Origin of the sequence: Microbispora sp. H10885 (genome assembly GCF_014161415.1) — a bacterium.
GTDB lineage: Bacteria > Actinomycetota > Actinomycetes > Streptosporangiales > Streptosporangiaceae > Microbispora > Microbispora triticiradicis.
Window position 1 is genome coordinate 139,840 of the sequence record NZ_JABBWY010000004.1, and the last position, 13,505, is coordinate 153,344.

General features: G+C 72.0%; 11 protein-coding genes. 6 read left to right on the forward strand and 5 right to left on the reverse strand.

The genetic code is table 11. The features are described 5' to 3' along the window. Positions 1-133 precede the first annotated feature (133 nt). From HHX37_RS11965 to HHX37_RS11975, 3 genes are all read left to right on the forward strand, one after another. Complete coding sequence (locus HHX37_RS11965; RefSeq protein WP_220502820.1) at positions 134-1,279, forward strand: hypothetical protein; 1,146 nt, start codon at positions 134-136, stop codon at positions 1,277-1,279. 308 nt (positions 1,280-1,587) lie between these two features. Beyond that, entirely contained in the window at positions 1,588-2,214 is a 627-nt protein-coding gene (locus HHX37_RS11970; RefSeq protein WP_111699861.1) for a sigma-70 family RNA polymerase sigma factor, read from the forward strand. Further along, entirely contained in the window at positions 2,211-2,426 is a 216-nt protein-coding gene (locus HHX37_RS11975; protein ID WP_117408103.1) for a hypothetical protein, read from the forward strand. Before HHX37_RS11970 ends, HHX37_RS11975 begins: the two co-directional genes overlap by 4 nt. On the opposite strand, the gene HHX37_RS11980 is transcribed toward HHX37_RS11975, so the two are convergent. Beyond that, a complete protein-coding gene (locus tag HHX37_RS11980) occupies positions 2,387-2,764 on the reverse strand; it encodes a DUF5319 family protein (RefSeq protein WP_111699860.1) in 378 nt (125 codons plus the stop codon). The genes HHX37_RS11975 and HHX37_RS11980 overlap by 40 nt on opposite strands. A 108-nt stretch (positions 2,765-2,872) precedes the next feature. After that, entirely contained in the window at positions 2,873-3,877 is a 1,005-nt protein-coding gene (locus HHX37_RS11985; protein ID WP_182879648.1) for a helix-turn-helix transcriptional regulator, read from the reverse strand. A gap of 473 nt (positions 3,878-4,350) precedes the next feature. Between HHX37_RS11985 and guaB the strand changes: the two genes are divergently transcribed. After that, on the forward strand, positions 4,351-5,835 hold the full coding sequence (guaB, locus tag HHX37_RS11990) for an IMP dehydrogenase (RefSeq protein WP_182874060.1): 1,485 nt from the start codon (positions 4,351-4,353) through the stop codon (positions 5,833-5,835). A gap of 33 nt (positions 5,836-5,868) precedes the next feature. Then, positions 5,869-6,984 carry a GuaB3 family IMP dehydrogenase-related protein gene (locus HHX37_RS11995; RefSeq protein ID WP_138460483.1) on the forward strand — a complete coding sequence of 372 codons (1,116 nt, stop codon included), beginning with the start codon at positions 5,869-5,871 and terminating at the stop codon, positions 6,982-6,984. A 95-nt stretch (positions 6,985-7,079) separates the two neighbouring features. Here HHX37_RS11995 and nagA read toward each other — a convergent pair whose 3' ends face one another. Then, complete coding sequence (nagA, locus tag HHX37_RS12000) at positions 7,080-8,213, reverse strand: N-acetylglucosamine-6-phosphate deacetylase (RefSeq protein ID WP_182885433.1); 1,134 nt, start codon at positions 8,211-8,213, stop codon at positions 7,080-7,082. Positions 8,214-8,390: 177 nt separating this feature from the next. On the opposite strand from nagA, the gene HHX37_RS12005 reads away from it, so the two are divergent. Next, positions 8,391-10,148 (forward strand): glycerol-3-phosphate dehydrogenase/oxidase, encoded by a 1,758-nt coding sequence (locus tag HHX37_RS12005; RefSeq protein ID WP_182874057.1) that lies wholly within the window; start codon positions 8,391-8,393, stop codon positions 10,146-10,148. Between the two features lie 74 nt (positions 10,149-10,222). Here HHX37_RS12005 and HHX37_RS12010 read toward each other — a convergent pair whose 3' ends face one another. Further along, a complete protein-coding gene (locus HHX37_RS12010) occupies positions 10,223-11,011 on the reverse strand; it encodes a hypothetical protein (RefSeq protein ID WP_259406395.1) in 789 nt (262 codons plus the stop codon). 487 nt (positions 11,012-11,498) lie between these two features. Then, a complete protein-coding gene (locus HHX37_RS12015; protein ID WP_182885434.1) occupies positions 11,499-13,469 on the reverse strand; it encodes a beta-propeller domain-containing protein in 1,971 nt (656 codons plus the stop codon). Positions 13,470-13,505 lie beyond the last annotated feature (36 nt).

The following is a 13,505-nucleotide window of genomic DNA, read 5'->3' on the forward strand; positions in this document are numbered from 1 at the left end:
GGCAGAGTCGACCGATCGAATCGGCAACCGCGCCCCGCGCCGCCCTCACGGGTGGACCGCGGGGCGCGCGCTTTCTCCGGGAGTTTCCCCGAAACCACCTATCTGCCGAATCTGGGTCAATACGATCGTCGGCGTGCGATTCGGACGCAGGACTCTTGCCGCCGCGCTGGTGCCGGGTGCCGGTCTCTCCATTCGCGGGGCGACGTTGGCCGGGGTGACGCTGGCCGGGCTGACACTGGCCGGGGTGACGGCTCCGCCCGCCGTCGCGGAATCCGTACCGGCGCAGGCGGCGAGTCTCGGGGGAACGCAGGCGGGGAGCCTTAAGGGAAAGGTGCCCGTGCCGCCCGAGGCGCGGCCCGCGGACGTCTCGCGCCCCACCACCGTCGTCGGCCGGGGCACGCCCGCGAGCTGCACCTCCCAGGCCTTCGTCAGGGCCGTCGCCCGCGGCGGCGTCATCACCTTCTCCTGCGGCCCCCGCCCGATGACCATCAGGCTCACCGCCACGGCGAAGGTCCGCAACACCAGCGCCCGCGTCGTCGTCGACGGCGGCGGGAAGGTGACGCTCAGCGGCGCGGGCAGACGGCGCATCCTCTACATGAACACCTGTGACCGGGCCCAGGTGTGGACGACCTCGCACTGCGACGACCAGCGGACACCCGCGCTGACCCTGCAGAACCTGACGTTCGCCGACGGCGACTCCACCGGCGAGAGGACCGACGGCGGCGGTGGCGGCGCGATCTTCGCCCGCGGCGGCAGGCTCACGGTGGTCAACTCGCGGTTCGTCCGCAACCGCTGCGACCGCACCGGCCCCGACCTCGGCGGCGCGGCGATCCGCGTGCTCGACCAGTGGCACGACCTGCCGGTGTACGTCGCGGGCAGCAGCTTCGAGAACGGGGTGTGCTCGAACGGGGGAGCGCTGAGCGGCATCGGCGTGTCCTGGCAGATCCTCAACAGCGTCTTCATCGGGAACCGGGCGGTCGGACGCGGCGCCAACCCGGCCAAGGCCGGAACCCCCGGTGGCGGCAACGGCGGGGCCGTGTACGCGGACGGCAACAGGTACACCATCCGGATCGCCGGCTCGCTGATGACCGGCAACCACGCCAACGAGGGCGGCGGGGCGGTGTTCTTCGTCAGCAACGACCGCAGCGGCACGCTGCGCATCGAGCACTCGACGCTGCGCCGCAACGTCAGCGGGCAGTTCGAGACGCGCGGCTTCCCCGGCGTCTTCTACCTCGGCGCCGGCCGCGCGCCCAGGGTGGTCTCCTCCACCCTCCGATGAGGGCCGCGCCCGAGCGGGGGCGCGGTCTATACCGGCGGCGTACGCGCCGGCTCCCCGGCGGGGGCGCGCCCGGCCGGTGCGGTCCATACCGGTGACGTACGCGCCGGAGGCGCCGCGCGGCAATAGGCAGACGCCGCATACTTCTTATTACCTGTCAAGGCATCCGGTATATATCTCTCGTTTTGGTCATTCTGGTTGGAATGTTCCAACGGTCGCGTGGTCGATTGATTACAAAGGGTTATCGCCGCGTCAATGTGACCAATCCGTAGCCGTTAACCATGACGACATGAACGATCGCGGCGGGCATCATGCCTAACGTGACCGAGGGATGCGTCGCCGACGCCGCAACTGGGGTAAGGCTTGCGACGAGATCGGATGAGTCCGACCTCAGGGAACTGACCAGCCTTGCCGTACAAGGAGATCGCACCGCGATCGAATCACTGCTGGGACAACTGCGCCCGATGGTGGTCCGGTACTGCAGGGCCCGGCTGGGGAGGGTCTCCGGTCAGTACCACATCGCCGACGACGTGGCGCAGGAGGTGTGCATCGCGGTGCTGTCGGCGCTGCCACGCTACCGCGACATGGGCCGCCCCTTCGCCTCGTTCGTGTTCGGCATCGCTTCGCACAAGGTGGCGGACGCGTTGCGCAGTTCGGTGCGCTCCGCGGTGCCGACGCAGGACCTGCCGGACGGGCCCGACGAGGGCCCGGGGCCGGAGGAGACCGTCGTGCGCTACATCGAGGCGCAGCACGCCCGGGACCTGCTGGCCCGGCTTCCGGACACCCAGCGCGAGCTTCTCATCCTGCGGGTCGTCTCGGGCCTTTCCGCCGAGGAGACGGGTAATGTACTCGGCATGACCCCTGGTGCCGTCCGGGTCGCGCAGCATCGTGCGCTCGCCAGGCTCCGGCAGCTGGCCGAGCTGGAGTCGATTGCGTGACCATGAAACGTCGTCGTACGGCGGGCCTTCCCGGGTCGTACGGCGATGCCGACATGGAGGGCGACGTAACGCGGACGGACGCCCTCCTCGACGCCCTCGCCCGCCGGGAGGCCCTGAGCGGGACCGACGCGGCCCTCCGGCTGCTCGGCGCCCTGGTCGCCGACGTGGACAGTCAGCGGCTCTCCTCCGTGTCGATCACGCCGTCCACGTAGCCCCGGGCGTACTCCCAGCTCACGTAGTCGGACGGATCGGGCTGGAAGGCGGGCTCGTGGACCTGCGGCCGGCCGTTGTCGATCATCTGGCGCAGGTTGCCGCGCAGTAGGTCCCAGTCGAAGTAGTGCTGCTCGCCGCACTCGGGGCAGTCGAGGACCAGCCCGAGCACGCCCTGGGGTTCGAGCAGGGAACGGAAGACCTCCACGTCGGCGAGATCGGTCAGTGCCTCGTCGCGCTCGGCGAGCGTCAGCGGTTCCACGTCGTCAGCCGACCCGAGCTCCGCCGCGGGGTCGTCAGGGTCATCCGCGAACGGGTCGCGGGGGACGTCTTCCAGCACGCATCCCACCTTATGACCACGGCCCCCTCCAGGAGCGAAAGTGCGCCTCATCTGCTCGTCAGGCCCTTCGCTCCGGCAGCGTGCCTCACGGCGGGGTCCGCGGCCGGGTCACAGCCAGCCGCGGCGGGCCGCCTCGACCCCGGCGTGGAAGCGGGACTGGGCGCCCAGCTCCGCCATCGCCTCGGCGAATCTGGCCCGTACCGTGCGTACTGACACGCCGAGACAGCGGGCGACGGCGTCGTCGGACAGCCCCTGCGCGGCGAGTCGCAGCACCTGCCGGGCGCCGTTGTGCGGGGAGATCGGGGCGGCCCGGGCCCACAGCTCCCCGAACAGCGCCCGCAGGGCTCCGGCAGCAGCCGGGGCGCGGACGACGCAGCAGTTGTAGGCGTTGTCGGGCAGGGGAACGCCCCACTGGGCGGGCAGCCAGACGGTGCCGTCGCCGAGCGCGAGGAACCAGCTCGGCACCTCGTCGAGCGCGCGCAGATTCGCCCCCGCCGCCGTGAACCGTTCATACATCTCCCGTACGGCGGGAGACGACAGAGCGGCGTGCGGGACGATCGCACGCAGCCGCACGACGCCGTCCGCGGCGGCCCGGATCCACTGCGCGCTGTGGGCGTCGGCGAAGCGCACCACGGTGCGGTGGTCCGGGACCGCCATGACCAGATCGGCGGGAGGCGCCTGCAGCGCGTGGCCGATGACGCTCTCGTAGAGCGCGTCGGCGCCGCTGACCGGCTCGACCGGCAACCCCCCGCCCCGCCAGTCGCGCCCGGTGTCGTAGTGGCGGGTCAGGCGCCCGGCCGCCGCGATCATCTCGTCGAGCCGCCGGCTCTCCCGCGCCATGCGGTCCAGCCGCTCGGTGACCAGCCGCCCGATCACGGCGGCGGGATGCCGCGCGACGACCTCCTCCCGCCACCGGTCGACCGCGCCGAGCCGTACGAGGGCGTCGAGGGCGTCGAGCACGTCGGCGGCGGGCCGGTCGACGGCCTCGGCGAGCTCGGCCGGGGTGGCCCGGTGGAGGCGGAGCGCGGCCGCGTAGAGGGCCGCCTGGCCGGGGGAGAGCCCGAGGCTTTCGAATGGGCCGGTCCGCGGGGTGGCGTTTCCCGTCGTACTCATGCTCGCTCCGTCGGTGGTCGCACTGGCCGGAAGCGCGAACCCCCCGCTCACATCCCCGTCACGCCTCGGGCCGTGAGAATAGCCCGGCCTTTTCGTGTTGTCCGTTCCGTTCGCACATTCGGCATCACCGCGCCCGATTGTTTATGTATGAATGCGATGGTTTGTATTTGTTCCGGGTGGATCTTCGAAATAGCGGGGAATGCATCTTTGTGCAGTTGCAACTTGCGACATTGCGCATGGACGCTGCGTGACGCATCCTTAACGCAGCGTTAACCGGAACGCCGCCTCGGCCGGGCGCGGAGGGGGGCTCGACGAGTGCGGCGGGCGGGACGCGCCCTGAGTGGGGGGACCGGGATCCGGTCCCCCCACTTTTTGTGCCGTCCCCCTTGACAGGTGTGCCCGGTGCGGTTTGGGGCGGCCACTAGACTGACCTCGGGTCTGGCGAGGGATCCAGGGCAGGAGGGTGCAGTCAGATGGCCAAGTTCACCGAACCGGGACTCACGTTCGACGACGTGCTCCTCGTTCCCGCCTATTCGGACCTGCAGCCGGGCGAGGCCGACACGACGACCCGGCTGTCCCGGAACGTCACGCTGCGCATCCCGCTGGTCTCGGCCGCGATGGACACGGTCACCGAGGCGCGCATGGCGGTCGCCATGGCGCGGCAGGGCGGGATCGGCATACTGCACCGCAACCTCTCCATCGAGGAGCAGGCGCAGCAGGTCGACCTGGTCAAGCGGTCGGAGGCGGGAATGGTGACCAACCCCGTCACCTGCTCCCCCGAGGACACCCTCGCCGACGTCGAACGGCTGTGCGCGACCTACCGGATCTCCGGCGTCCCGGTCACCGACGCGGACGGCGTGCTCGTGGGCATCGTCACCAACCGCGACATGCGCTTCGAGAGCGACCAGGGCAAGGCCGTGCGCGACGTCATGACCCCGATGCCGCTGGTGACGGCTCCGGTGGGCGTCGACCGCGAGGAGGCCTTCCGGCTGCTGCGGCAGAACAAGGTCGAGAAGCTCCCCCTCGTGGACGAGGCGGGCCGCCTCCAGGGCCTGATCACGGTCAAGGACTTCACCAAGAGCGAGCAGTACCCGCTCGCCACCAAGGACGCCGACGGGCGCCTCATGGTCGGCGCCGCGGTGGGCGTTGCGGGCGACGCCGAGGAGCGCGCGATGGCTCTCATCGAGGCGGGCGCCGACGTCATCATCGTCGACACGGCGCACGGGCACTCGCGCGGCGTGTGCGACATGATCGCCAAGGTCAAGGCCAACAACGGGCGGGTCGACGTCATCGGCGGCAACGTGGCCACCCGCGCGGGGGCGCAGGCGCTGGTCGACGCGGGCGCCGACGCCGTCAAGGTGGGCGTGGGGCCCGGCTCGATCTGCACCACCCGGGTCGTCGCGGGTGTGGGCGCGCCCCAGCTCACCGCGATCTACGAGGCGGCGCTGGCCTGCGGCCCGGCCGGCATCCCGGTGATCGGCGACGGCGGCCTGCAGTACTCGGGCGACATCGCCAAGGCGCTGGCCGCCGGGGCCGACACGGTCATGCTGGGCTCGCTGCTCGCCGGCTGCGAGGAGTCACCCGGCGAGCTGATCTTCATCAACGGCAAGCAGTTCAAGTCGTACCGCGGCATGGGCTCGCTCGGCGCGGTGCGCAACCGCGAGCGCGGCGGCGCGTCGTTCAGCAAGGACCGGTACGCGCAGGCCGACGTGTCCGGTGAGGACAAGTACATCCCCGAGGGCATCGAGGGCCAGGTGCCCTACCGCGGCCCGGCCGCGGCGGTGGCCCACCAGCTCGTCGGCGGCCTCCGGCAGGGCATGTGGTACACCGGCTCCCGGACGATCGAGGAGCTGCACGAGAAGGCGCAGCTCATGCCGATCACGATGGCCGGGCTCAAGGAGAGCCACCCGCATGACATCCAGATGACGGTCGAGGCCCCGAACTACCATCGGCGATAGGCCAGTACCGGAAGAAACGGAAGAAAAGGCGATATGACACAGGAGATCGGGCGCGGCAAGAGCGGGCGACGGGGCTACGCGCTGGACGAGATCGGCATCGTGCCCTCCCGGCGCACCCGCGACCCGGAGGAGGTGTCGATCTCCTGGCAGATCGACGCCTACCGCTTCGACTCTCCGCTCGTGGCGAGCCCGATGGACAGCGTCGTGTCGCCCGCGACGGCGATCGAGATCGGCCGCTTGGGCGGCCTCGGCGTGCTCGACCTGGAAGGGCTCTGGACCCGCTACGAGGACCCGGCGCCGCTGCTGGAGGAGGTCGCCACCCTCGACCGGGCCGCCGCGACCAGGCGGCTGCAGGAGATCTACACGGCGCCGATCAAGGACGAGCTGATCGGCCGCCGGATCGAGGAGATCCGCGCCGGGGGCGTCACCACCGCCGTACGGCTGTCGCCCCAGCGGACGGTGCAGCACCACAAGGCCGTCATCGACGCGGGCGTGGACATCTTCGTCATCCGCGGCACGACCGTCTCCGCCGAGCACGTGTCCGGCCGGGCCGAGCCGCTCAACCTCAAGCAGTTCATCTACGAACTCGACGTCCCGGTGATCGTGGGCGGCTGCGCGACGTACACCGCCGCGCTGCACCTCATGCGGACCGGCGCGGCCGGCGTGCTGGTCGGCTTCGGCGGCGGCGCCTCGCACACCACCCGCAACGTGCTCGGCGTGGTCGTGCCGATGGCCACCGCGATCTCCGACGTCGCGGCGGCCCGCCGCGACTACATGGACGAGTCGGGCGGCCGGTACGTCCACGTCGTCGCCGACGGCGGCATGGGCGGCTCCGGCGACATCGCCAAGGCCATCGCCTGCGGCGCCGACGCCGTGATGGTGGGCTCCCCGCTCGCCCGGGCCAGCGAGGCCCCCGGCCGCGGCTTCCACTGGGGTTCGGAGGCCCACCACCCCGAGCTTCCGCGCGGCAAGCGGGTCGAGTTCGGCACGATCGGCACGCTGCGGGAGATCCTGCACGGCCCGTCGTCGCTGGCCGACGGCTCGATGAACCTGCTCGGCGCGCTGCGGCGCACGATGGCCACGGCCGGATACTCCGACCTCAAGGAGTTCCAGCGCGTCGAGGTCGTCGTCGCGCCGCCCCAGCGCTGAGCCGTCGCCAGGGAGGGCCGGGCCGCAGAGCGGCCCGGCCCTCGGCTTCTCCACACTCGACCAGGGCCGGCGCCCCGCGTTCAGGGGTGGCTCGGTCAGGGGCGGCGGACCCAGACGCCGCGCTTCATGACACCCACGACGCCCAGGTCCTCGTCGAGCACGACGAGGTCGGCGTATCTGCCGACGGTGATCGAGCCGGTCTCGCCGTCCAGGCCGAGGACCCGGGCGGGGGTGAGGGAGGCCATCCGGGCGGCGTCCACGAGTGAGCGCCCGACCTCCCGCACCGTACGGCGGAAGGCCACGTCCATGGTGAGCGTGCTCCCGGCGATCGCGCCTCCCTCGACGAGGCGGGCCACGCCGTCTTTCACGTCCACCGTCATCGGGCCGAGCGGATAGCGTCCGTCGCCCATGCCCGCCGCCGCCATCGCGTCGGTGATCAGGGCGGTGCGGTCCGCGCCCGCGGCGTCCATGGCCAGGCGCAGCATGGCCGGATGGACGTGGACGCCGTCGTTGATCAGTTCGACCGTCACCCGCTCGTCCTGCAGCAGCGCCGCGACCGGCCCGGGCGCGCGGTGGCCCAGCGGCGGCAACGCGTTGTAGAGGTGGGTCGCCACGGTCGCGCCCGCCTCGACGCCGTCGAGCGTCTGCTCGTAGGTGGCGTCGCTGTGGCCGAGCGCGGCGACGACGCCCTCGGCGACGGCCTCCCTCACCACGTCGAGCGCGCTCGGCAGTTCCGGCGCGATCGTCAGCATCCGGACATGGCCCCGCCCGGCCTTCACCAGCGCCCGGAACTCCGCCACGTCGGGCTCGCGCAGCAGCGTGGGCTCGTGCGCGCCGCAGCGCGACCTCGCGATGTACGGCCCCTCGAAGTGGATGCCGGCGACGAGACCCTGCTCGCACAGGTCGGCGAGCACCGACGCGGCCCGGGCGAGCGTGCCGGGCGCGGCGGTGACCAGGCTGGCCACGAGGGTGGTCGAGCCGCGGCTCAGGTGGAGAGCGGCGGCCTCGGCGGCGGTCTCCGGGTCGCCGTCCGGGAAGCTCCCGCCCGCGCCGCCGTGGCTGTGGATGTCCACGAAGCCGGGGACGACCGTGCGCCCGCCCAGGCCGTGCCCGTCGCGAGGCGCCTGCCCGCGCCCGATGTGGGTGATCCTGCCGTCCTCGATGGTGAGCCAGCCGTCGTGGACGCCGTCGGGAGTGACGACACGGGCATCGGAGAGAGTCACGCTCATGCCGCCCATCCTTCCGCGTACGGCCCGCGCCCGCCGCGCGGGGTGTCTACCGCATGGGCTGGGGTCCCCGGCTTCTCGGTAGATCCTTCAGAAGGGTGGGACATAGGGGGATTCCGGGGTAACTACCGGCGGGTAGATTTACCACGGCAGAGGCGAAGGGCGTACAGAGGGAGCCCTATGACGGCGAGGATGGGGACGGGGCGGCTCGGCCCGGAGGAACGGACCGCCGCCCTGGCGCGGATGGCGGCGCAGGAACTCGACGTGGTCGTGATCGGCGGCGGGGTGGTCGGGGCGGGCGTCGCGCTCGACGCCGCGACCCGCGGGCTCTCGGTGGGGCTGGTGGAGGCGCGCGACTTCGCCTCCGGCACGTCGTCGCGGTCCTCCAAGCTGATCCACGGCGGGCTCCGCTATCTGGAGCAGCTCAACTTCGACCTGGTCAGAGAGGCACTGAGGGAACGGTCCCTGCTGCTGAGGCGGATCGCGCCGCACCTGGTCAGGCCGGTGCCGTTCCTGTTCCCGCTCACGCACCAGGGCTGGGAGCGGCCGTACATCGGTGCCGGGCTCGTCCTGTACGACACGCTGGGGCTCTCCTTCGGGCTCACCCGGGGGGTGCCCGGCCACCGTCACCTCACCCGGCGCCAGGCGCTGCGGGTCGCCCCCTCGCTGCGCAGGTCGGCGTTCACCGGGGCCGTGCAGTACTGGGACGCCCAGGTCGACGACGCCCGCTTCGTGATGACGATGCTGCGCACCGCCGCGACGTACGGCGCGCACGTCGCCTCGCGGGTGCAGGCCGTGGGGTTCCTGCGCGAGGGGGAGCGGGTCACCGGGGTGCGCGTGTGCGACCTGGAGACGGGCGCGGAGTTCGACGTGCGCGCCCGCCAGGTCGTCAACGCCACCGGCGTCTGGACCGACGACATCCAGCAGCTCGTCGGCGGCCGGGGGCAGATCCACGTGCGCGCGTCCAAGGGCATCCACCTCGTGGTGCCGCGCGACCGCATCCACTCGCTCAGCGGGCTGATCATGCGTACGGAGAAGTCCGTGCTGTTCGTCATCCCGTGGGGCCGGCACTGGATCGTCGGGACCACCGACACCCGCTGGACGCTCGACAAGGCCCACCCGGCTGCCTCCCGCACGGACATCGACTATCTGCTCGACCGGGTCAACTCGGTCCTTTCGGTGCCGCTGACCAGGGACGACGTCGAGGGCGTGTACGCCGGGCTGCGCCCGCTGCTGGCCGGGGAGTCCGAGGAGACCAGCAAGCTCTCGCGCGAGCACGTCGTCACCCACCCCGTGGCCGGGCTCGTCATGGTGGCGGGCGGCAAGTTCACGACGTACCGCGTCATGGCGGCGGACGCCGTGGACGCGGTCGCGCACGGGCTCGACCAGCGCGTCCCGCCGTCGTGCACCGACCAGGTGCCGCTCGCCGGGGCGGAGGGCTACCAGGCCCTGTGGAACTCCCGCCACCGCCTGGCGCGGTCATCCGGGCTGCACGTGGCCCGGATCGAGCACCTGCTGGAGCGGTACGGCTCGCTGATCGACGAGGTGCTGGCGCTCGTCGAGCAGGACCCCTCGCTGGGCCGCCCGCTCGACGGCGCGGACGACTACCTGCGCGCGGAGATCGTGTACGCCGCCACGCACGAGGGCGCCGGGCACCTCAACGACGCGCTGACCCGGCGCACCCGCATCTCGATCGAGACCTTCCATCGGGGGACCGCCGTCGCCCAGGAGGCCGCCGAGCTCATGGCCGGCCCGCTCGGCTGGGACGCCGATCAGGTCAAGCGGGAGGTCGAGTACTACACCAAGCGGGTCGAGGCTGAGCGGGCCTCCCAGGAGCAGGACACCGACCAGGAGGCCGACGCGATCCGCCTCGGCGCGCCGGAGATCGTCCCCGTCGCACCTCCGCGCGACCTCGCGAAGGCGCCCGGGACCGCCTGACTTCCTCAGGAGAAGGGAACCCACGCCCGGTCGGCCCTGCCCGTGCCGCGCCGGCGAGTGCCCGACCTCGCCGATCAGGCGCGCCCGTACAGCGCCGGCAGGTCCACGAGGAGGACGGCAGGATCCCGCGCGGCCTCGGCCCGGAGGTCGTCGTCGAAGCCGGCGCCGCTGTAGCAGGCCAGCACTGTTCCGGAGGTCTCGTAACCCTTCGCCGACAGCAGGTCGCGGGCCCGGCGAAGGCGCTCCAGATGGCGCACGCCCATGAGCTTGTCCCACTCGGCCTCGCCCAGGGACCTGACCGTCCGGGGCTCGCCGGGATAGGCGGGGCCGAGGACGGCCACGTCCACGTCGATCTGGGTCCTGGCCACGGGGTCGGCCACCGTGCCGGCCGCGACCTCGCCGATGCCGCCCTCACCGAAGTGCTCCCGGCCATGGCGCAACGCGTACTCCCGGCAGAGCGTCTCGAAGTGCGGCCCCATCACCTTCGACAGGAAACGCTGCTGGGAGCGCCGCCAGACCTCCTCGGCGAGGCCGAGGCCGAGGTCCGACCACTCCGGACGCATGATCGCCTGGTAGAAGGTGATGAGCGGCTCCGCGATGCGGTACCGCGTCCGTCCCGACCGGAAGGCGTCCTTCTCCCTGACCAGCAGCCCGCAGTCCTTCAGCACGTTGAGCGGGTGGGCGATGTCGGAGGACCTGTACCCGATGTGGCCGGCGATGCCGCCCCAGGTGTTGTTCCCCGCCGCGACCGCGGAGAGAACGGAGTGGTAGAGGGCGGGGTCGCGGATGTCGGGCTCTTCCGCCAGCAGGTAGCGGCCTTCCCGGAAGATCGACGTCCTCCGGTCGAGGACCGTACGGACCACCCATCGGTCGAAGTCCTCGCACGCAGGTCGATCTCCTGCTTGAGCAGGGACGGCAGGGCCGGGTTGGCCTTCATCAGGTACGGGAACTCGTCGATGATCAGTGGTGTCGGGCCGTCTTCGGCCAGCGAGAAGAAGAAGGTGAGCGCGTCCCGCCAGTCCGCGAACGGGTAACCCACCGGGGAGCCGGTGTGTCTGGCCAAGGCCATGCCGAACAGGCGGAGCAGCTCGATCTCCGTGCCTTCCGTCGCCTCGAAGTAGAAACCACCGAGGGCCTCGGCCAGGTTCCTGAGCAGGAAGGTCTTTCCCTGTCTGCGGCGGCCGCTGACGACGCCGAAGGCCACCTCTGCCTGGGTGCCGGTCGCGAAGGAGGTCAGTGCCTCCCACTCCCAGTCCCGATCGAAGATGTGTCCCGGTTTGGCTACCACAAGCGTTCACCCCGCCACTGAAATACGGTTCGCTTAACCGTATTTCAGTGACAGGGGCGCCGTCAGCCGAAGGGGATCCACGCCCGGTCGGCAAGGGTGGCGGCGTCGCTGACCTTGAGGCCGGCGCCGGAGAGGGTCCACAGGTCGTCACCGATGACAAGGGAACGGCGGATGCCCTGGCCGTCGGGGGCGAAGCCCTTGTTCGCGGCGGGCTTCGGATGGGTCACGACGCCCAGCTCGGTGATCGCCCGGTCGCCGACGCGCAGCGCGAGGGCGGCGGTCTCCGTGATCTCGCCGCCGGCCCAGCTCTGCAGCGGGAGCACGGCCAGCCCGGTGGCGGGCCAGTAGAGGAAGGCGTGCGGGTCCCACTCGGCCTCCGAGCCGGAGTCCTTCCGGTGGAACCGGGACAGCACCGCGGGCGCGGCCGGGTCGGCGACGTCGAACAGCGAGATCTGGGTGCCGAGCGCCCGGCCCGCCTCGCTCGCCTCCTGGCCGATGCCGATGAGCCGTCCCTCGCCCGCCGGGTGGAGATAGGCGGAGAAACCGGTGATCTTGAGTTCGCCCGTCACCTTCGGCGCGGCCGGATCCCGCAGGTCCAGCGCGTACAGCGGGTCGGTCTGACGGAAGGTCACGACGTAGCCGAGATCGTCCATGAACCGCACCGAGTAGATCCGCTCGCCCCTGCCGAGTCCCGTCACCGAGCCGGTCGGGGCGAGCGTGCCGGCGTCGAGCACGTACACGCCGCTCTCGCTCGTGCTCGGGCTCGCGCCGAACACCTCGGCGCCGCTGGTCGTCGCCACCCGCAGACGGCCGTCGTACTCCGACAGGGAGTACTGGTTCAGCAGCCGTCCCGGCACCGAACCCGACGTGACGTAACGCGGCGCGCCGGGGCCGGAGACGTCGAAGCGGTGCACCTCCGTACGCTCGGGCGGCGCGGTGGGCGTGGGCGCGGCCTCCGAGGCTTCCGCCCCTGAGGTCTCCGGGACCGGCACCACGTCGATCGGGCGGGCCGTCCACCACTGCGGATTGCTGGTGACGTAGAGGCTGCCCGCCGTCCCGTACACCGTGTCGCCGTCGGCCGCGACCGCGATCGGTGACGTCGAACCGAACGGCGCGGCGGCGGCCAGGTCGATCGTGTGGACGGTCAGCATCGAGGTGCCGGTGAAGCTGTCGGGGTGGCTGATCCGGTCACAGCCGACCCGCTCGGTGCGGCCCGCGCCGCCGGTCTCGCCGCCGCCCGTCTCGATCTCGTACGACGGCAGCCACGCGTCGGCGGGGGCGGCCAGCACGGCCCGGCGGTTGGCGTCGAGCATCTCCCGCTCCGATGCGCCCTCCTTCGGCACCGGAAGGGCGATCTCCGGCTGGGACCGGACGACGAGCCGCACCATGGAGCCGGACTGCCGGGCGTCGACGTGCTGCCCGTGCGCGGTCATCGCGGCGAGGACGCGCGGCTCGCCGGACAGGTCCACGAGCACGTACCTCGGGCCGCCGGGACCGACCCGGGCCGCGGCCTTCGCCCCGAACGGGATCACCCCGCCCTGGAACAGCACGAGCGCGCGGTCGCCGTGGACCAGCAGATCGGCCTCGGCCCACGCCTGGTCGCCGGCGACGAGCCGCAGCGTCCCGGTGACTCGCCGGGTCCGCGCGTCCACGACGCGCAGCACGCCGCCGGTGACCGTGATCACCCGGTCGCCGTCGCTCTTGACCAGGTCGGGCTCGTCCACGCCCGCCTCGTGCGTGTTGGTGGTGGAGAACGACTGCTCGGGCGTCGCCTGCTTCGCCGCGCTCGCGTCCTCGCGGGCCGCGAAGAGCATGGCGTCGCCGAAGCCCCAGGGCGTCACGTTCCGCGCGGCGGCCCGGCGCAGCCCGTCCGTCATCTCGGCGCAGTCCGTGTACGAGACGAGCCGCACCTTCCCGGTCAGGTCCACCGGAGACGGCGGGGGGTCCTGCGTCGTACGGCCGCCCGCGCAGCCCGTGACTCCCGTCGCGAGCAGGGCGGCGAGCACGCCCGCCGTACGGATCGATGTCCTCATGTCCCCTAGACGGATCACGTCCGGCCCCGGTTCGAC